Origin of the sequence: Rhizobium sp. ZX09, assembly GCF_017357485.1 — a bacterium.
GTDB lineage: Bacteria > Pseudomonadota > Alphaproteobacteria > Rhizobiales > Rhizobiaceae > Agrobacterium > Agrobacterium pusense.
The window spans coordinates 1288601-1306222 of the sequence record NZ_CP031364.1 but is presented as its reverse complement, the minus strand read 5'-3'; the positions used below and the strand labels follow the sequence as shown (position 1 = coordinate 1306222).

The window sequence follows — 17622 nt, the reverse complement described above, 5'->3', positions numbered from 1 at the left end:
TAAACAAAGTAACATACAGTCTCGGCGCATCCGTAATTTTTTGAAAGGCAATTGATGAAGAAGAAAGTCCTTGTCGTCGGTGGTGCCGGCTATATCGGTTCGCACACGTGCCTTCTCCTCTCTGAAAGAGGGTATGAACCCGTCGTTTTTGACAATCTCTCCAACGGGCATGAGGAATTCGTCCGCTGGGGGCCTTTCGAACAGGGCGATATTCGCGACCGGGCGCGGCTGGACGAAGTCTTCGCCAAACACCGGCCGGAGGCGGTTCTGCATTTCGCGGCACTGATCGAGGTCGGTGAATCGGTCAAGCAGCCCGTGGCTTTCTATGACAACAACGTCATCGGCTCGCTCAACCTGCTTTCGTCCGCCATCGATGCCGGTGTCAATGCCTTCGTATTCTCCTCCACCTGCGCCACCTATGGTCTGCCGGAACAGGTCCCGATCGACGAAACGCACCGGCAGGCGCCGATCAACCCCTATGGCCGCACCAAATGGGTGGTCGAGCAGGCGCTGAAGGATTACAGCGCCCATAAGGGGCTACGCTCGGTAATGCTGCGCTACTTCAATGCCGCAGGAGCTGATTTCGAGGGCCGCATCGGCGAATGGCACAAACCGGAAACCCACGCGATCCCGCTGGCCATCGAGGCCGCACTCGGCCGGCGTCAGGGTTTCAAGGTATTCGGCACGGATTACGACACGCGCGATGGAACCTGCGTGCGCGACTACATCCACATTCTCGATCTCGCCGACGCCCATGTGCGTGCAGTGGATTATCTGCTGGCGGGCGGGGAAACCGTGGAACTCAACCTCGGCACCGGCACGGGCACCACGGTCAAAGAATTGCTGGCAGCGATTTCGGAAGTCTCCGGTCGGCCCTTCCCCGTCGAATATGCCGGGCGTCGGGATGGCGATTCGACAACACTGGTGGCAAATAACGAAAAGGCGAAAGAGGTTCTGGGCTGGGAACCGCGCTATTCTCTTTCCGATATCATCAAATCCGCCTGGGCATGGCATTCGTCGCGGAACGCGGGTGAATAAACCAGTCAGTTGATAAAAAGACACCGGCCGACGGCCGGTGTCTCCCGCGGGACGGCGGATGGCGCCTGTTCCCGCTCCTGCCTCCCAGGTATGGGATTTACGGCTTTGTCGCCGAAGTGGTGGTGCTGTCGGGTGCCGCCGGGGTTGCCGCGTTCTGCTCGCTGGTCTTCTGCTCCAGCGTCTTGAATTCCGGCGCTGCCTTCAGCGTTTCCGCGGTTTCGGTCGTCGTCAGGCGAATGGTGCCGTCCTGCGCGTTGCGCGTCATCGTCACCTTGTCCATGGGAACGGCCACGTCCTTGGCGCCGATACCCAGGAAGCCGCCAACACCGATCACCGCTGCAACCAGACCGCCGTCCTGTTCCATGATGAGGTTCGTCACATTGCCGATGCTCTCATCGGCCGCTGTGTAGACAGACTTGCCGATATAGTCATTGGCGCTGATTTGCGTTTCGCCCTGCTCCGTCAGATAGGCTCCGCCGGTGGTCGTGGCTGCGCTGTCATTGGCCGAGGGTGCTGCAGGAGCCATGGGCGTCGCTGGCGGCGTCGCCGGTTCAGTCTGTGCGCTGGGATTTGCCGGCGCGGGCTGCGTCGTGCCCTGAGCGATGGCAAGCGGCGCGAAAGCCGTCGTGCCCATGAGGGCGGCGGTGACGAGGATCGTAAGTTTCTTTGCCATTTCGTACCTTCCTTTCATCGTTCTCAACTGGCCGGCGGAAACATTTTTCCGCTCTTCGACCGGTTCGACTGGCAAACGGCATGGTTGTCCAAATAGTTCCGATTTTTTCAATCACGGCTTTGGGAGATGTCGTGAACCACAACAACCAAAGGTAAGAAATCAGCCATTGCCAATGGGGTATGGCGCGGTATTATCCATGTCGTAACAAAGGGATAAATGCCGGAGTTTTTATATGCCTCGACCCGGCAACAGACTGAAGAACATGATCTCGGCTTTGCGTCGGCGTAGCGCGAATTTTTTCCCGACCGCCTCCATCGGCACCTATCTGGTGGTGATGGCGACCGTCATCACTTTGCCGCTGATCCTTTTCGTCGGCTACTTGATGCTCCGCCTGGAAGCGGAAAAACGCGACGATCTGCAGCGCGAGACGATCGAGGATGTACGGGTCGTCAGTCGCAACATCGATCGCCGTCTGCAGGAAATCGCCACCTCGCTTAATCTGCTGTCGCAATTTCCCGAACTCGAAAGCGGCAATCTCGCCGCCTTTCAGGGACGCGTAGCAGACAGCCTGAAACGGGAGGGTCTTTATGCCATTCTTGCCACCAAGGATGGCCAGCAGCATCTCAACACCCGCGTGCCCTTCGGCAAGCCTCTCGGCAAGGTGCCGGCCGAGGCCGATCTCGCCAAAGCGATAGAATCCCGCCGTATAACGGTATCGAACATTTTTTTCGGCTCAACCAGCAAGGAATGGGTGTTCAATGTTACCATGCCGCTCGATCCGGAACTCGGGTCTGCCGGAGACGCCCTCATCCTGACGCAGAATGCCAGTGACCTGAGCCGGCTCATCTCCACCGAGAACCTGCCGCGAAACTGGGCGGTCGCTATCATCGACGGCACCAATCGTGTCGTTGTATCCACCGCTCCTGACGAGGCGGCGATCGGCAAACCGTTCGTCACCCCGGACATACTCTCCGAAATGCAGGCCTTCAGCGGCAATTTTTTCGACGGCAAGGGCAATCTTTACGCCTATGCGCAATTGCCGGGCTGGCAGTGGAAAACCGTCATGTGGGGGCCGCTTGCCGCAAGTCAGGCTGCGCTGGTCGATACCTGGCGGCAGATGATGATCGGCAGCCTGGTACTCGTGTTGATTGCTATAGGCGGCGCCTATCTGGTGGGGCGGCAATTGCGCAGCTCGATCCGCGACCTGACCTTCATGGCCGAGCGCATTGGTGAAGGTGAGATCGTCGCGCCGGTGGACACCAAGATAAAAGAGGCCAATCAGGTGGCCATCGCGCTTTCAAACGCCTCCTTCGACAGAAGCCAGTCAGAAGAAAGGCTGCAATTGCTGCTGCATGAGCTGGTGCACCGCTCCAAGAACATTCTCACGCTTGTTCAGGCGATGATACGGCAACTGGGCCGCGAGAATAAAAGCATTCCGGAATTCCAGAAAGAGGTGGACCATCGCCTGCGCGGCCTCGGCATGTCGATCCGGGCCTTGGCGGAAGTTCAGTGGCAGGGCTTGCCAATCCGGAAACTGATCGAGACCCACCTCGATGTTTTTGGCACGGTGGCAGAGCGTTTTGTTTTGGCGGGAGACGATTTCATGCTCTCGCCCGAGGCCGCGCAGAATTTTGGCCTCGTCGTGCATGAGCTTACCACAAATTCCATAAAATACGGCGCTTTGTCCGCGCCCTCAGGCAAAATTACTGTCCGTTGGAAATCGGTTGAAAAAGACGGGCGGCAGATGCTTCATCTTGTATGGACCGAAACGGGTGGCCCCCCGGCGCAGGAGCCCAGCCGCAAGGGTTTCGGGACTACGGTCATCAAGAGGCATGCGGAAGGCGCTTTCGGAGGGAATGTGACAACGGAATATCGTGAAAGCGGTTTCGAATGGGCGCTGGAGGCGCCGATGCGTTACTTCACGCCCAAACGATCCGATCAGGCGGGCTCCCACTAACTAATCGGACCCGCAAAAGTGACGATAAATCGTGAACCGCAAAAAATATACATTTTGCTGGAACCGAATCTCGCCAGGTGTGTTTTTAATGCAGGCCAAGCAATTCCCCCGTCCCCGCCTGAAGCTTGGCCCAGTATAAACGGGTTTCGCCCCTGAAAACCCGTCATTGAAATAGCACGGCTCTCTCTGAGCCGTGCTTTTTTAATGTCTTCTGTAGTGAAAGGCGGCCGAGACGTCCGTCCGGCCGCGTGCGTCGCTTACATATCTGCGACGTCGCCCGAGGGGAATTTCAGCCGATAAACAATGCGCTCCGGAGTAAGCTCATATTCGGCACTTCCTCCCAGAGCGGAGGGAACCACCTTTTCCAGCACGACGCTGCCAAAACTGCCGCGCCTTGCCTCCACGGGTTCCTTCGACGGCGTCATCGGCTCGTTCCATTCGACTATATAGAACTCCCCCTCCTGCCGGCATTGCAGGGATATTGGCGGGTGATAGGCGAGATTGCCGCTGTGGCTGACAGTGTTGACAACAAGTTCGTGAAAGGCGAGCCCGATATAGAGCGCGCCGTTCGGATTGAGCAGCAGGTTCTCGCCTTCCATATGGATGAGGTTCGGATATTCAGGCACATAGAGATCGAATTGCTGGCGCAGCAGCTCGAATATACGTGCCCCCCGCCAATCGGAATCGGTGATGAGATCCTGGCTTTGGGCAAGCGCATGCAGGCGCCCCCGGAATTTGCGCAGGAAATCATCCTTGGTGAGACTGAAACGGGCCGTCTGGCCCGCAAGGCTCTGGATGATCGCCAGCAAATTCTTGGAACGGTGACTGACTTCCCGCAGCAACGAACGCAGAAGCTGCTCGCGTCGCCGTTCCGCCGTCACTTCCCGGATGGTGGTTTTCATCACCATCTGGTTCATCTGATTCAAAGTTGAGTGCACGTGGAACTGGAAGACTCGATCATTGCCCGCGCCCACTTCCAGCATGCCGCGACTGCCAGCCGCGCCCATGTCTTTCTTGAGCTCGGCCAACCGCCCCGACAAATCCTTTCCGAACAGATTTTCATCAGTTGGAGGGGATTCAGCCGGCAGCTTCCAGACATCCGGAAGATTGGCCACGAATATGTAGTCACGGTTGCGGTCCTGGAGCATGACTGTCTCACCCGAATCGAGCAAGGCAAGGACGAGCGAATCGTGAAGTTCGCTTTCGTCCCTCTCCGCGTTATGCCACGCCAGCCGATGCAAATTCATCTCCTTGCAGAAAGTCGCGGGGCAGCCCCACGACCGTAACCGCCAACGCCCGGGCACCAGAGAGGTTCCCGGTCAGCGTGCGGTTTCGGCAAAATCTCACGCCGCGACGCGCGAGCTTTCGTTGAAAAACAGGGCCTGGCTGATGAGCGCTTTCACCATGTCCGGGTTGAAGGGCTTCGTTACGAGGAATGTCGGCTCGGGCCGTTCACCCGTCAAAAGACGCTCCGGGAAAGCAGTGATGAAGATTACCGGGAGGGTGGTCATCTGAAGGATGTCCTTCATCGCATCGAGGCCGGAGCTGCCGTCGGCGAGCTGGATGTCGGCCAGGATCATCTTCGGCTGGGTACGATGGAAGAGATCGAGCGCTTCCGTGTGCGTGCGGGCGATGCCCGTCACACGATGGCCGAGATCGGTGACCATCTGTTCGATATCCATGGCGATCAGCGGTTCATCCTCGATGATCATGATATCGGTCGCCACCTGTCGGGCGATTTCAGACGCTGCCTCGTCGATGAGCTTACCGACCTGGTCTTCGGATACCCGCAGAACCTCAGCCGTCTCCGACGGCGAGAACTCCTCGACGGTTGTCAGGAGGAAAGCCTGGCGGGCAAGTGGCGGCACGGCGGATAAATTGGCGGAAGCGCGTTTTTCCCATCCAGACAGGTTTTCGTCGGCCTTAATATTGATCGTGACGGAACTAAAGATCGATACGAACAATTGATAGAGCGAAACACGATCGCTGCTTGTCTGCGGAAAGATGCTGATATCGGCGATCAGCGCTTCGAGTGTAGCCGCAACATAGGCATCGCCCGTTGATTGTGAGCCGCAAACGGCACGCGCGAACCTGCGCAGATATGGCAGGTGCGGTGCGATGCGTGTAGAAACTGACATGGAATTCTCCCCTTTCATGCGGTCTGCAACGCAAACCCAAGATAGCAACGTGCACATCGCAAAAAAAGTTCCGAACCACCGGAACTATTTTTTTCGCCGTGCATTCTTTGCCATGACAAAAAAGGAATACCGGACGTTATGAGCATATTTCAATCGGACCAAGATCAGCCGGATAATCCGGCCGCCCCCCAGGTCCCGCACTCTGGGCGGGCGGTAATTTCCCGTAAGCTCAGGGAGCTTTATGATGCCGTTCAGGACGAAGGCATCCCTGACAAATTCCTCGACCTTCTCGAAAAACTCGATGAAGCGGAAAGCAGAGCCAAAATCAAGGCTTTGGAGGAATGATGGCGAAAGAGCCGGAGCAGACAGAATACAACTTCAAGCGCGAGATGCTGGCAGCACTGCCCAACCTTCGCGCCTTCGCAATTTCGCTGATCCGTTCGAGGGACCGGGCCGACGACCTCGTGCAGGACACGATCATGAAAGCCTGGGCGAAACAGGACAGTTATCAACCCGGCACCAATATGCGCGCCTGGCTGGTAACGATTCTGCGCAACGAGTTTTACAGCCAGATCCGCAAATCCGGCCGCGAGGTGCAGGACACGGATGGTGTCTATACGTCCCGCATGTCGGTCCCGCCGGAACAGCATGGCTCGGTGGACCTTCAGGATTTCCGCGCAGCGCTCGCGAAATTGCCCGACGACCAGCGTGAAGCCATACTGCTGATCGGCGCTTCCGGCTTCGCCTATGAAGAGGCGGCGGAAATCTGCGGATGCCCTGTGGGCACGATCAAGAGCCGCGTCAGCCGTGCAAGGTTGCGACTGCAGGAACTGCTGGGCATCGAGAATGAAAACGAGTTCGGTCCCGACGCGCAGATGACAGCCGTCACCGCCGCTGCAACGGCGCGCTGAGAGGACTGGACGCAGAAGGTAACGAACGGGCAGACGCGAGTCTGCCCGTTTTTTCGTCTTCTTTTTAGATGCCGGTTTCCTTGACGGACTGCATGACCACAAAGGTCGACGTGTTAGCGACAGACGGCAGGCTCGAGATTTTTTCGCCCAATACTCTTCTGTATTTGCGTATGTCGCTGGTGCGGACCTTCAGGAGATAATCGAAGGCGCCGGCGATCATGTGGCACTCTTCTACTTCCTTGATCTTACGTACCGCAGTGTTGAACTCCTCCAGTGCCTTTTCCCGTGTATCGGACAGCTTGACCTCGGCAAAGGCGATATGGTCGACGCCGAGTTTCTGCGGATTGAGCATGGCGCGGAAGCCGAGAATATAGCCCTCATCCACCAGTCGCTTCAGCCGCGTCTGGCAGGGTGTCTTGGAAAGACCTACCTTTTTCGACAGCTGCAGCACGGACATGCGCCCATCCTCGCTGAGCGCCTCGAGAATCTTGAGGTCGAAGTCATCTAAACCGTCTGTTTTCTGACTATTTGCCATTCATTTTCACGCCAAATTGGGACAATAAAAGTTCGTATTGCCTGTTTTATGCTAAAAATAAGGCCATAGCAATTTTCGTGGCAATGATAATGTGAGCGTAAGGATGACGAGCGGCGGGCTGAGGACACGCTGCCGCCGGCAGTCTGTCTTCAACAGCGTTTTCAGGATTTTCAGAATGGCCGATGGTGCAAGCAACGCCGGTGTAGTGACGAGTGGTATTTTCCAGAATTTTGCGCCGCCGGTGCGTGAGCAGACCCTGCTGCGCAAGGCGATCACTGCCGCCTATCGCCGTGCCGAAGAAGAATGCATGGCGCCGTTGATCGAGGCGGCGACGGTGACGGCAGAACAGGCGAAAGCCATTCGCGAGACCGCTCGCAAACTGATCGAAGCATTGCGCGCCAAGACCAAGGGCACCGGCGTCGAAGGGCTGGTCCAGGAATATTCGCTCTCCAGCCACGAGGGTGTTGCGTTGATGTGCCTCGCCGAGGCCCTGCTGCGCATCCCCGACACCGCCACCCGCGATGCGCTGATCCGCGACAAGATCGCTCGCGGCGACTGGAAATCCCATATTGGCGGCGGCCGCTCGCTCTTCGTCAATGCCGCCACCTGGGGTCTCGTCATCACCGGCAAGCTTACCTCGACGGTGAACGATAGCGGCCTCTCGGCGGCGCTGACCAAGTTGATCGCCCGGGCTGGCGAACCCGTCATCCGCCGCGGCGTCGACATGGCGATGCGCATGATGGGCGAGCAGTTCGTGACCGGCGAGACGATTGGGGAAGCGATCAAGCGTTCCAGGCCGCTGGAAGAACAGGGCTTTCAGTACTCCTACGATATGCTGGGTGAAGCCGCGACCACTGCAAAGGATGCGGAGCGTTATTACAAGGATTACGAAAACGCCATCTACGCCATCGGCAAGGCCTCTGCCGGGCGCGGTATCTATGGCGGTCCGGGCATTTCCATCAAGCTTTCAGCGCTGCACCCACGTTATGCGCGCGCGCAGGCCGAACGCGTCATGGCAGAGCTTCTGCCCCGCGTGAAATCACTGATGCTGCTTAGCAAAAAATACGATATCGGCCTGAATATCGACGCTGAAGAAGCGGACCGGCTGGAGTTGTCGCTTGATCTTCTGGAAGAACTGGCGCTGGACAAGGACCTTGCCGGCTGGAACGGCCTCGGTTTCGTGGTGCAGGCCTATGGCCGCCGCTGCCCGTTCGTTCTGGATTACATTATCGACCTTGCCCGCCGTTCGAACCGCCGCATCATGGTGCGTCTTGTCAAGGGCGCCTACTGGGACGCCGAAATCAAGCGCGCGCAGGTGGAGGGGCTGGAAGACTTCCCGGTCTTTACCCGCAAGGTGCACACCGATGTCTCCTACATTGCCTGCGCCCGCAAGCTGCTCGCCGCGCGCGATGTGATATTCCCGCAATTTGCGACCCATAATGCGCAGTCCATGGCGACGATCTATCATCTTGCCGGTCCAGACTTCAAACTTGGCGACTACGAGTTCCAGTGCCTGCATGGCATGGGCGAACCGCTTTACAGCGAGGTCGTCGGCAAGAAGAAGCTCGACCGGCCGTGCCGTTTCTACGCCCCGGTCGGCACCCATGAAACGTTGCTGGCCTACCTCGTCCGCCGCTTGCTGGAGAACGGTGCCAACTCCTCTTTCGTCAACCGCATTGCCGATCCCGCGGTGCCGGTGGATTCCCTGCTGGAAGACCCGGTCGCCATCGTCAAGGCCCATAACGTTCCCGGCGCACGTCACGACCGCATCGCCGCCCCTGCCGACCTGTTCGGGCCGCAACGTAAAAATTCCGCCGGCCTGGATCTCTCCAGCGAAACGACACTCGCTGCTCTCGACAAGGTCCTGAAGGCGGGGGCATCGGCCGAGTGGAAAGCGGCCGCGCCGCAAGCGGGCGGCGCAACGCGGCCGGTTCTCAACCCGGGCGACCACAATGATATCGTCGGATACGTCACCGAACCGACTGAAGCTGATGTGGAAGCGGCCATGCAGCGCGCGGCGTCCTCGAACTGGCCGTCCACCCCTGTGGAAGAGCGCGCCGCCTGCCTGGAGCGCGCCGCCGACGCCATGCAGGCCGAAATGCCCGATCTGCTCGGCCTTGTCATGCGCGAGGCGGGAAAATCCATGCCGAACGCCATTGCCGAGGTGCGCGAGGCCATCGACTTCCTACGTTATTACGCAGCGGAAGCGCGCAGGAATTTCACGGCCGGCGAAAAGCCGCTCGGCCCGGTCGTGTGCATCAGCCCATGGAACTTCCCGCTCGCCATCTTCATCGGTCAGGTGACGGCGGCGCTGGTGGCCGGTAATCCGGTTCTGGCAAAGCCTGCGGAAGAGACCCCGCTCATCGCCGCCCAGGGCGTGCGCCTGTTGCATGAGGCCGGCGTTCCGCATGACGCTGTGCAGCTTCTGCCGGGCGACGGCAAGACGGGTGCAGCACTCGTGGGTTCGCCGCTGACGGCAGGCGTCATGTTCACCGGCTCCACGGAAGTGGCGCGGCTCATTCAGGGGCAGCTTGCCGGCCGGGTTCTGGCGAATGGCCAGCCGGTACCGCTGATTGCCGAAACCGGCGGCCAGAACGCCATGATCGTCGATTCCTCGGCTCTTGCCGAACAGGTCGTCGCCGACGTCATCGCATCCGCCTTCGACAGCGCCGGCCAGCGCTGCTCGGCATTGCGCATTCTCTGCCTGCAGGAAGATGTGGCGGACCGCACACTGACCATGCTGAAAGGCGCGCTGCATGAGCTGCGCATCGGCCGCACCGATCGACTCTCGGTTGATGTCGGCCCGGTCATCACCGCCGAGGCCAAGGGCATCATCGAAAAACACATCGAGGACATGCGTTCGCTTGGTCACCGCATCGAGCAGATCACGCTTGCGGGAGAAACCGGCAAGGGCACGTTCGTGCCGCCGACCATCATCGAGATGAAGTCGCTTGCCGATCTGAAGCGCGAAGTTTTCGGTCCGGTGCTGCATGTCATCCGCTTCAAGCGCGACAATCTCGACCGGCTGATCGATGAGATCAACGCCACCGGTTACGGCCTGACCTTCGGTCTGCACACACGTCTCGATGATACGATCGCGCATGTGCTCTCCCGCGTGGCGGCCGGCAATCTTTATGTCAACCGCAACATCATCGGCGCGGTGGTCGGCGTGCAGCCCTTTGGCGGACGCGGCCTTTCCGGGACCGGCCCCAAGGCCGGTGGCCCGCTCTATCTCGGCCGCATGACGGAGAAAGCGCCGAAGATCGACCGCATTGCCAGCCAGCAGGATCAGGCGGCGGTCGAACTCGCCCGCTGGCTGGACGAGAACGGTGAGACGGTCGCGGCAGAAGCCGCACGGCAGGCCGCGGCGCTTTCCGGCCTTGGCTTCGAGACCGAACTGGCAGGCCCTGTCGGTGAGAGAAATGTCTATGCGCTGCATCCGCGCGGAAAGGTTTTGCTGGTCCCGGCAACCGAACAGGGGCTTTACCGCCAGCTCGCGGCAGCGCTTGCGACTGGAAATGCGGTTGTCATCGACAACGCGTCGGGGCTTGAAAAGTCGATCTATGGCTTGCCGGCAACCGTCACCTCACGCATCGTCTGGGCGGATGACTGGGCAAAGTCAGGCCCCTTTGCCGGTGCGCTGGTTGAAGGCGATGCGGAGCGTGTGGTTGAGATCAACAGGAAAATCTCGGCTCTTTCCGGTCCGCTGGTTCTCGTTCAGGCCGCGACCACGGAAGCGCTTTCCGGGGAAAGCCAGCCCTATACGCTGGACTGGCTGGCGGAAGAGGTCTCCGTCAGCGTCAACACCACCGCCGCTGGCGGCAATGCCAGCCTGATGAGCATTGGCTAAAACATGGGGCGGCAGGGTCTTGGCCCTGCCGCGACACCCATTATTACCCTGTAACCTCTCCCCGGCCGAAGAGCTGGTTCAGAACCTGCTCTTCCAGTCTCGCCAACTCCGCCGTGCCATGGCGGCGCGGACGCGGTAGCTTCACATCAAGGTCGAGTGCGATGCGGCCCTCATCGATGACGACAATGCGATCGGCGAGCGCCACGGCCTCGGAAACATCATGCGTGACGAGCACGGCGGTGAATTTCTGCTTGCGCCAGATGCGCTCCAGCAAAAGCTGCATTTCGATGCGGGTGAGCGCGTCGAGCGCGCCGAGCGGCTCATCCAGCGCCAGGATCTGTGGATGGGCGACAAGCGCCCGCGCCAGCGCAACACGCTGCTTCTGGCCGCCGGAAAGCACATAAGGCCACTCACCCGCCCGGTCCCTCAGGCCCACCTCATCGAGGATGGCAAGCGCCTGTTCCTGCGCCGCCTCGCCCCTGGCGATGCCGGTCAATCCCACGGAAACGTTATTCGCGATACGCTCCCACGGCAGGAGACGCGGCTCCTGAAACATCATGCGGGTGCGGCTTGAGGCATCCTTAGAGACGGTTCCGGTCGTCGGCGTGTCGAGACCGGCCAGAATACGCAAAAGCGTACTCTTGCCACAGCCACTTTTGCCGATGATGGCCAGAAACTCGCCTTCCCGCACATCGAGATCGATGCCACGCAGAACCGGCTTGTCGCCGAAGCTCTTCGTGACGTTGCGGAAGCTGAAGGCAACCTTGCCTTCGGCCGGTTTGGCACGGGATTCGGTTGCCGCTTCCGTTTCTGATGGAAGGGAGGGCGTGGCATCGGGGCGTCTCAGCGTCGTCACATTACCGGTCGACATGGGTTACCTCAGGCTTTCTTGAAGGCTGGATGCCATTGCAGGAAGATGCTTTCGAGGAAGCGGGCGAAACTGTCGGCGAGCTTGCCGAGAAGTGCATAGATGAGGATCGACAGAACCACGACGTCGATCAGCAGGAATTCGCGTGCCTGCATGGCCATATAGCCAAGGCCGGAAGAGGAAGAGATGGTTTCCGCCACAATCAGCGTCAGCCACATGATGCCGAGCGCATAACGCAGGCCGGTGAAAATCGAGGGCAGCGCGCCGGGCAGGATCACCCGCCGGAACAGCGTAAAGGGCGTCATGCCATAGGTGCGTCCCATCTCCACCAGTTGCGGATCGACGCCCTGGATGCCAAGCAGCGTGTTGATGTAGATCGGGAAAAACACGCCGAGCGCGACCAGAAAGAGCTTCGCTTCTTCATCAATGCCGAACCACAGGATGACGAGCGGAATGAGCGCCAGATGCGGAATGTTGCGGATCATCTGCAGCGTCGTATCGGTGAAACTGCGGGAGAACTTCGACAGACCGTTCGCCAGCCCGAAGATGAAGCCGATGGAGCCGCCGATGGCGAAACCGGCGAGTGCGCGGGCGGAACTGACACCGATATTGGCGAGGAGTTCCCCCGAGAGCAGAAGCCGCCAGAAGGCTTCGGCGACTGCGGAGGGGGCGGGCAGCACATTGGCGGAAATCACCCCCGCGCGCGCCGCCACCTCCCATCCTGCAAGGATGAGTGCGGGAAGCAGCCAGCCGATGATGCCGCCGAACTCGATGCGCTTACTGCTGCTCACGGCATGTCCCTCCGGCTCAGTTGGTGGCGCCCGACCAGACGGCATCCTTGATGCTGATCTGTTTCGGGATCAGGCCGAGACGATAAAATCGATCCGCCGTTTCCTGCTGGCTGGCGATGATCTTGTCATCGATCTTGGTAATGCCGAATTCCGAACGGTTCGCGGCAAGCGTCTGCGCCTCCAGGGGAACACCCGTCACCTCATGAAGCGCCGCAGCGACCTTGTCGCGATTGGCGGCGGACCATTTCGCGGCCTCACCGAGCGCATCGATCGTCGTGTTGATGGTGTCGCCATGCGATTTGGCGTAGTCGCGACTGGCGAGGAAATAGGTGCTGACAGCAAGCACATCGCTGGTGCGGGCCAGCGTCACCGGTTTGTATCGGGTTTCGGCAATCGCATAGAAAGGATCCCAGACGGCCCAGGCGTCGATCTTGTCGCTGGCGAAAGCTGCCGCGGCATCGGCAGGACTGAGATAGGTCACCTCGATATCGCTGAATTTCAGGCCGTTCTTTTCCAGAGCCGCGACGAGCAGATTATGTGCACTGGTGCCTTTGCCAACGCCAACCTTCTTGCCCTTCAGATCGGCAACCGACTTGATGCCGCTTTCGGGTTTGGTGAAGATCGCCTCGCCCTTACCGTTCGAGGGAAGCGCCGCCACATAAACGATGGCCGAACCCGCTGCCTGGCCGAAGATCGGCGGCGCATCACCCGTCCAGCCGACATTGATGGAGCCGACATTCAGGGCTTCCACCAGCGGCGGGCCTGCGGTGAATTCGACCCATGAAACCTTCACGCCCTTGGCTTCGAGCGCCTTTTCGATGACGCCCTGCTGGCGGGCGATAACAGGCAGGCCGGTTTTCTGATAACCGATCTTCAACTCTTCCGCCGCCCCTGCCTGCAGCGGCAGGACGGAGAATGCGGCGGCGGCAAAAAGGCTGGCGGAAAGCGCGCGTCGGGTGATGGCTGGCATTTCATCTCCTTATCACCAGCCCCTCTGGCCGGATCACGATATGGAGCAATGCTATGGTTTTCCATTAAAACGATAGAGAGACGATAATTCAATATCGGCAATGTTGCGGGAATAAAATTTCGCGCAACCACATGTTTTCCGCAAATCATCGCGGAGGCCCTTGTCGGACCCATCGAATAGAAATGCCGGTGCGGAGGAAGCCGCACCGGCATGATGGATCAATTTCTCTTTCGACAACGCGATCGAAAAGTCGATTACTCGATATCGAAGGAAACCCCCTGCGCCAGCGGTAGCGCCTTGGAGTAGTTGATCGTGTTGGTGGCGCGGCGCATATACGCCTTCCACGCATCCGAACCGGATTCACGGCCGCCGCCGGTTTCCTTCTCACCGCCGAAGGCACCGCCGATTTCCGCACCCGACGTGCCGATATTGACGTTGGCGATACCGCAATCGGAGCCTTCCGACGACAGGAAACGTTCCGATTCCTGTATGTCGCGGGTGAAAATCGACGACGACAGACCGGCGGCAACGGCGTTGTGCGCTTCAATCGCCTGATCGAGATCGCTGTATTTCATGACGTAGAGGATCGGGGCGAAAGTCTCTTCCAGAACGGGGCCAACCTGGTTCGGCATTTCGACCAGCGCCGGTTTCACATAATAGGCATCTGCCGCACCCGTATCCACGCGCCCGCCCCCATTCACCACGCCGCCGGCCGCCTTGGCCGCTTCGAGCGCTTTTTGCATGCCATCGAAAGCCGCCTTGTCGACCAGCGGGCCTACGAGTGCGGAGGTTTCCAGCGGGTTGCCGACGGAGACGGAAGCATAGGCCTTTTTCAGGCGTGGCACGAGTTCATCATAAACGCTGTCATGCACGAAAAGGCGGCGAAGCGTGGTGCAGCGCTGGCCGGCCGTGCCCATCGCACCGAAGGCGATGGCGCGCAACGCCATATCGAGATCGGCAGAGGGGCAGACGATGCCTGCATTGTTGCCACCGAGTTCAAGAATGGCACGGGCGAAGCGTTTCGCCAGGCGCGGCCCGACATCACGGCCCATGCGGGTGGAGCCGGTGGCCGAAACCAGCGGCACCTTGGGATTATCCACCAATGCCTCGCCGACCGCGCGATCGCCGATCAGCAGTTGGGACAGACCTTCCGGCGCGTCGCCGAAGCGGGCGGCAGCGCGTTCGAAAATGCCCTGAACGGCAAGCGCCGTCAGCGGCGTCTTTTCGGACGGCTTCCAGACGACCGCGTTACCACAGACGAGGGCAAGTGCGGCATTCCACGACCAGACGGCGACGGGGAAGTTGAAGGCGGAGATGACGCCGACAACGCCGAGCGGATGCCAGGTCTCCATCATCCGGTGACCGGGGCGTTCGGTGGCGATGGTGAGGCCATAAAGCTGGCGGGAAAGACCGACCGCGAAATCGCAGATATCGATCATTTCCTGCACTTCGCCCAGACCTTCTGACGGGATTTTGCCCGCTTCCAGCGACACGAGACGGCCGAGATCGGCCTTGAAAGCGCGCAGTTCTTCACCAAGCAGCCGGATCAACTCACCACGGCGCGGCGCGGGAACATTACGCCATGTCTTGAAGGCAGCGTCCGCCCTGTCGATCACGGCCGCTACGCCCTCGACCGACACGGTCTTCAGACTTGCAATCCGCTCGCCTGTCACCGGGCTGAAAGAGGCCATGTCGCCGCCAGTGTAGAGATCGCGGGCAACGCCCATCCTCTCGAGCAGGGCGGCGGCTTCCTGTTTCACGTCGAGCTTCGTGGTTGCATCCATATCAATCGTCCTTCTGGCTGAGAGGGAGGAAAGGCCGCCTTGATATGGCGCCTTCAACTCCCGTCGCTCTTCTTTCCCCGGAATTCGTTATATGTTCTGGGAACTCGCTCCGTCGAACTCGGCAAAACCCCGTTCCATTCTTTCCCGTAATCATATATGGGCATTATGACCCTTTTCCAATGAGGAAAGCGGGTAAGTTGATGCGAGAATGGAATGGATCCGCGTAGAAGACTGGTCCCTGACATCGTCACCCTGCAGGCGTTCGAATGCGCCGCACGGCATGGCAATTTTACCCGCGCTGCCGAAGAACTCAACCTCACGCAGAGCGCTGTCAGCCGACAGATCGGCGAACTCGAAGCGCAGACGGGGATGCAGCTTTTCGAGCGTATCCGCAGACGGGTGGTCCTTTCAGAGGCGGGGCGCAAATTCCTGCCCGATGTGCGGCGCCTGTTGCAGCAATCCGAGCAGCTGATGGTGCGTGCGGTTTCTGCCGGGACCTCACATGCATCGCTCTCCGTCGCGACGCTGCCGACCTTCGGCAGCCGCTGGCTGATGCCGCGCCTGCACCGCTTCATCGACGCCAACCCGGATATGACGATCACAATCGGCTCGCGCTCCCATCCCTTCGATTTCGACGAGGAGGGCTTCGATCTGGCCATTCACTACGGCCAACCGGTCTGGGCACATGGCACCTGCACATTCCTGTGCGATGAGGTGATCGTACCCGTCGCCAGCCCTGCCCTGCTGCGCCATGCGGCAGTGACGCGGCCTGAAGACCTGACGCGGCAGCCATTGCTACACGTCACCACGCGCCCGAAACTGTGGACGGAGTGGCTGGAAATGAACGGGGTGATGGCCGACAATGCCTATCAGGGCAGCCGTTTCGACCAGTTCTCCATGATCATCGAAGCCGCCGCGAGCGGTATCGGTTTCGCCCTTCTGCCGAAATATCTCATCGAGGCCGAACTTTCCTCCGGCCGCCTCGAAATCGTTTTCGATATGCCGTTGCAGACCGACAAGAGCTATTATGTCGCCCTGCCGGAAGGGCGGCAGGACAATGCGCTCGCCCGTGCCTTTCAGGCCTGGCTGCTGGATCAGGTCGGCAAGCCGTTATAGCTGTGCGCATTAGAGGCGATTGCGGAAAAACGGGTTCCAGCGCACCGTGCCGAGCCTGACCTTTTCGCGGATCATTGTCAGCAGCCCGGATGCGGCGATGACGGCAAGCCCGAGTACCGCAATGGCGTCAGGATATTCGTGGAAGAAGACCATGCCCATCGCGACTGCCCAGAGGATTTGCGAATAATGCGAAGGGGCGATCTGGCTTGCCGGTGCAATGCGGGTTGCCACCAGAAGCGTGATCTGCCCTGTCGCCGTGCAAAGCCCGATAAAGGCAAAGGCCAGCAGCTGGTGCAGGTTGGGCATGACAAAATCGGGAATGGAGGCAATGCCGTTGAAGGTGAGGCCGTAGACCAGCAGCACACCCATGATCGAGGTGCGCTTTTCCTTGCCCGCAAGCGAGCGCAAAAGCACGATGGTCATGGCCGCCAGGAAGGCGACGCCGATTGCGGCGATATGCCCAAGTTCCAGCGTCTTGAAACCTGGCCGCACGACAAGGATAACGCCCACGATGCCCGCCAGAACCGCAGCCCAGCGCCATGGGCCGATATTCTCCTTCAGCACGACGGCGGAAAGGACGGTTACGAAGAGCGGTGACAGGAAGATCAGCGCATAGGCTTCCGCCAGCGGAATGGTGGTGAAGGCATAAATACCGAAAATACCCGCGAACAGGCCGGAAATGGCGCGACCGTGCACCGCGAACGGCCGGCTCATGCGCCAGAACTCACGCCACCTTTCCTCGCGCGGTTTGCTGAAGAAGATGAAGATGCCGGAGAACAGGATGCTGAAAAAGCCGATTTCGAAAACGCTGATCTGCGATCCAAGCGACTTGATGGTGGCATCGCCCATGGAAAAGGTCGCGTAGGCGAACAGACCGAGCAGAAAACCCTTTTGCATTTAAACGTCCCCGAAAATCGACCGCAACGCAAAGCTTCTCCCAGCCGCGTGGAACGCGGCCCGGACGCCCCCACTCCGGGGGACAGACAGTCTG

General features: G+C 59.7%; 15 protein-coding genes. 6 read left to right on the top strand and 9 right to left on the bottom strand.

Annotated elements, in window-relative coordinates; translation table 11 throughout:
- Positions 1-54: 54 nt before the first annotated feature.
- Entirely contained in the window at positions 55-1038 is a 984-nt protein-coding gene (galE, locus tag BTN45_RS20710; protein ID WP_207590818.1) for a UDP-glucose 4-epimerase GalE, read from the top strand.
- Positions 1039-1135: 97 nt separating this feature from the next.
- Here galE and BTN45_RS20705 read toward each other — a convergent pair whose 3' ends face one another.
- The gene (locus BTN45_RS20705; RefSeq protein WP_004437975.1) at positions 1136-1711 is read right to left on the bottom strand and encodes a PRC-barrel domain-containing protein; all 576 of its coding nucleotides are present in this window, start codon (positions 1709-1711) and stop codon (positions 1136-1138) included.
- Positions 1712-1943: 232 nt separating this feature from the next.
- Here BTN45_RS20705 and BTN45_RS20700 point away from each other — a divergent pair, with 232 nt between their 5' ends.
- A complete protein-coding gene (locus BTN45_RS20700; protein ID WP_207590816.1) occupies positions 1944-3668 on the top strand; it encodes a sensor histidine kinase in 1725 nt (574 codons plus the stop codon).
- A gap of 257 nt (positions 3669-3925) precedes the next feature.
- Here BTN45_RS20700 and BTN45_RS20695 read toward each other — a convergent pair whose 3' ends face one another.
- The gene (locus tag BTN45_RS20695) at positions 3926-4915 is read right to left on the bottom strand and encodes a sensor histidine kinase (RefSeq protein ID WP_034500236.1); all 990 of its coding nucleotides are present in this window, start codon (positions 4913-4915) and stop codon (positions 3926-3928) included.
- Between the two features lie 96 nt (positions 4916-5011).
- Positions 5012-5806 (bottom strand): response regulator, encoded by a 795-nt coding sequence (locus tag BTN45_RS20690; RefSeq protein ID WP_004437964.1) that lies wholly within the window; start codon positions 5804-5806, stop codon positions 5012-5014.
- Between the two features lie 138 nt (positions 5807-5944).
- On the opposite strand from BTN45_RS20690, the gene BTN45_RS20685 reads away from it, so the two are divergent.
- The gene (locus BTN45_RS20685) at positions 5945-6151 is read left to right on the top strand and encodes a NepR family anti-sigma factor (protein ID WP_004437962.1); all 207 of its coding nucleotides are present in this window, start codon (positions 5945-5947) and stop codon (positions 6149-6151) included.
- The gene (locus BTN45_RS20680; protein ID WP_004437960.1) at positions 6151-6717 is read left to right on the top strand and encodes a sigma-70 family RNA polymerase sigma factor; all 567 of its coding nucleotides are present in this window, start codon (positions 6151-6153) and stop codon (positions 6715-6717) included. The genes BTN45_RS20685 and BTN45_RS20680 overlap by 1 nt, the downstream gene beginning before the upstream one ends.
- 64 nt (positions 6718-6781) lie before the next feature.
- Here the strand turns inward: BTN45_RS20680 and BTN45_RS20675 are convergent, their stop codons facing one another.
- Positions 6782-7252 carry an Lrp/AsnC ligand binding domain-containing protein gene (locus tag BTN45_RS20675; protein WP_004437958.1) on the bottom strand — a complete coding sequence of 157 codons (471 nt, stop codon included), beginning with the start codon at positions 7250-7252 and terminating at the stop codon, positions 6782-6784.
- Positions 7253-7427: 175 nt separating this feature from the next.
- On the opposite strand from BTN45_RS20675, the gene putA reads away from it, so the two are divergent.
- Entirely contained in the window at positions 7428-11102 is a 3675-nt protein-coding gene (gene putA, locus BTN45_RS20670) for a trifunctional transcriptional regulator/proline dehydrogenase/L-glutamate gamma-semialdehyde dehydrogenase (protein ID WP_207590814.1), read from the top strand.
- Between the two features lie 43 nt (positions 11103-11145).
- Here the strand turns inward: putA and BTN45_RS20665 are convergent, their stop codons facing one another.
- The 4 genes from BTN45_RS20665 to BTN45_RS20650 form a co-directional block, all read right to left on the bottom strand.
- Complete coding sequence (locus tag BTN45_RS20665; protein ID WP_207590809.1) at positions 11146-11973, bottom strand: ATP-binding cassette domain-containing protein; 828 nt, start codon at positions 11971-11973, stop codon at positions 11146-11148.
- An 8-nt stretch (positions 11974-11981) separates the two neighbouring features.
- Positions 11982-12761 (bottom strand): ABC transporter permease subunit, encoded by a 780-nt coding sequence (locus tag BTN45_RS20660; protein ID WP_207590808.1) that lies wholly within the window; start codon positions 12759-12761, stop codon positions 11982-11984.
- 16 nt (positions 12762-12777) lie between these two features.
- Positions 12778-13731: an aliphatic sulfonate ABC transporter substrate-binding protein gene (locus tag BTN45_RS20655; RefSeq protein WP_207590807.1), complete on the bottom strand. Its 954-nt coding sequence runs from the start codon at positions 13729-13731 to the stop codon at positions 12778-12780.
- 254 nt (positions 13732-13985) lie between these two features.
- Positions 13986-15515 carry an aldehyde dehydrogenase family protein gene (locus BTN45_RS20650; RefSeq protein ID WP_207590806.1) on the bottom strand — a complete coding sequence of 510 codons (1530 nt, stop codon included), beginning with the start codon at positions 15513-15515 and terminating at the stop codon, positions 13986-13988.
- A gap of 213 nt (positions 15516-15728) precedes the next feature.
- Between BTN45_RS20650 and BTN45_RS20645 the strand changes: the two genes are divergently transcribed.
- Complete coding sequence (locus BTN45_RS20645; protein WP_037090657.1) at positions 15729-16631, top strand: LysR family transcriptional regulator; 903 nt, start codon at positions 15729-15731, stop codon at positions 16629-16631.
- Between the two features lie 9 nt (positions 16632-16640).
- On the opposite strand, the gene BTN45_RS20640 is transcribed toward BTN45_RS20645, so the two are convergent.
- On the bottom strand, positions 16641-17528 hold the full coding sequence (locus BTN45_RS20640; RefSeq protein WP_044459426.1) for a DMT family transporter: 888 nt from the start codon (positions 17526-17528) through the stop codon (positions 16641-16643).
- Positions 17529-17622: the final 94 nt, after the last annotated feature.

What these genes read in the sequence shown, in the direction of transcription:
- galE (WP_207590818.1), top strand. Translation starts at nt 55, where the DNA reads ATGAAGAAGAAAGTCCTTGTCGTCGGTGGTGCCGGCTATATCGGTTCG.
- BTN45_RS20705 (WP_004437975.1), bottom strand. Translation starts at nt 1,711, where the DNA reads ATGGCAAAGAAACTTACGATCCTCGTCACCGCCGCCCTCATGGGCACG.
- BTN45_RS20700 (WP_207590816.1), top strand. Translation starts at nt 1,944, where the DNA reads ATGCCTCGACCCGGCAACAGACTGAAGAACATGATCTCGGCTTTGCGT.
- BTN45_RS20695 (WP_034500236.1), bottom strand. Translation starts at nt 4,915, where the DNA reads ATGAATTTGCATCGGCTGGCGTGGCATAACGCGGAGAGGGACGAAAGC.
- BTN45_RS20690 (WP_004437964.1), bottom strand. Translation starts at nt 5,806, where the DNA reads ATGTCAGTTTCTACACGCATCGCACCGCACCTGCCATATCTGCGCAGG.
- BTN45_RS20685 (WP_004437962.1), top strand. Translation starts at nt 5,945, where the DNA reads ATGAGCATATTTCAATCGGACCAAGATCAGCCGGATAATCCGGCCGCC.
- BTN45_RS20680 (WP_004437960.1), top strand. Translation starts at nt 6,151, where the DNA reads ATGGCGAAAGAGCCGGAGCAGACAGAATACAACTTCAAGCGCGAGATG.
- BTN45_RS20675 (WP_004437958.1), bottom strand. Translation starts at nt 7,252, where the DNA reads ATGGCAAATAGTCAGAAAACAGACGGTTTAGATGACTTCGACCTCAAG.
- putA (WP_207590814.1), top strand. Translation starts at nt 7,428, where the DNA reads ATGGCCGATGGTGCAAGCAACGCCGGTGTAGTGACGAGTGGTATTTTC.
- BTN45_RS20665 (WP_207590809.1), bottom strand. Translation starts at nt 11,973, where the DNA reads ATGTCGACCGGTAATGTGACGACGCTGAGACGCCCCGATGCCACGCCC.
- BTN45_RS20655 (WP_207590807.1), bottom strand. Translation starts at nt 13,731, where the DNA reads ATGCCAGCCATCACCCGACGCGCGCTTTCCGCCAGCCTTTTTGCCGCC.
- BTN45_RS20650 (WP_207590806.1), bottom strand. Translation starts at nt 15,515, where the DNA reads ATGGATGCAACCACGAAGCTCGACGTGAAACAGGAAGCCGCCGCCCTG.
- BTN45_RS20645 (WP_037090657.1), top strand. Translation starts at nt 15,729, where the DNA reads ATGGATCCGCGTAGAAGACTGGTCCCTGACATCGTCACCCTGCAGGCG.
- BTN45_RS20640 (WP_044459426.1), bottom strand. Translation starts at nt 17,528, where the DNA reads ATGCAAAAGGGTTTTCTGCTCGGTCTGTTCGCCTACGCGACCTTTTCC.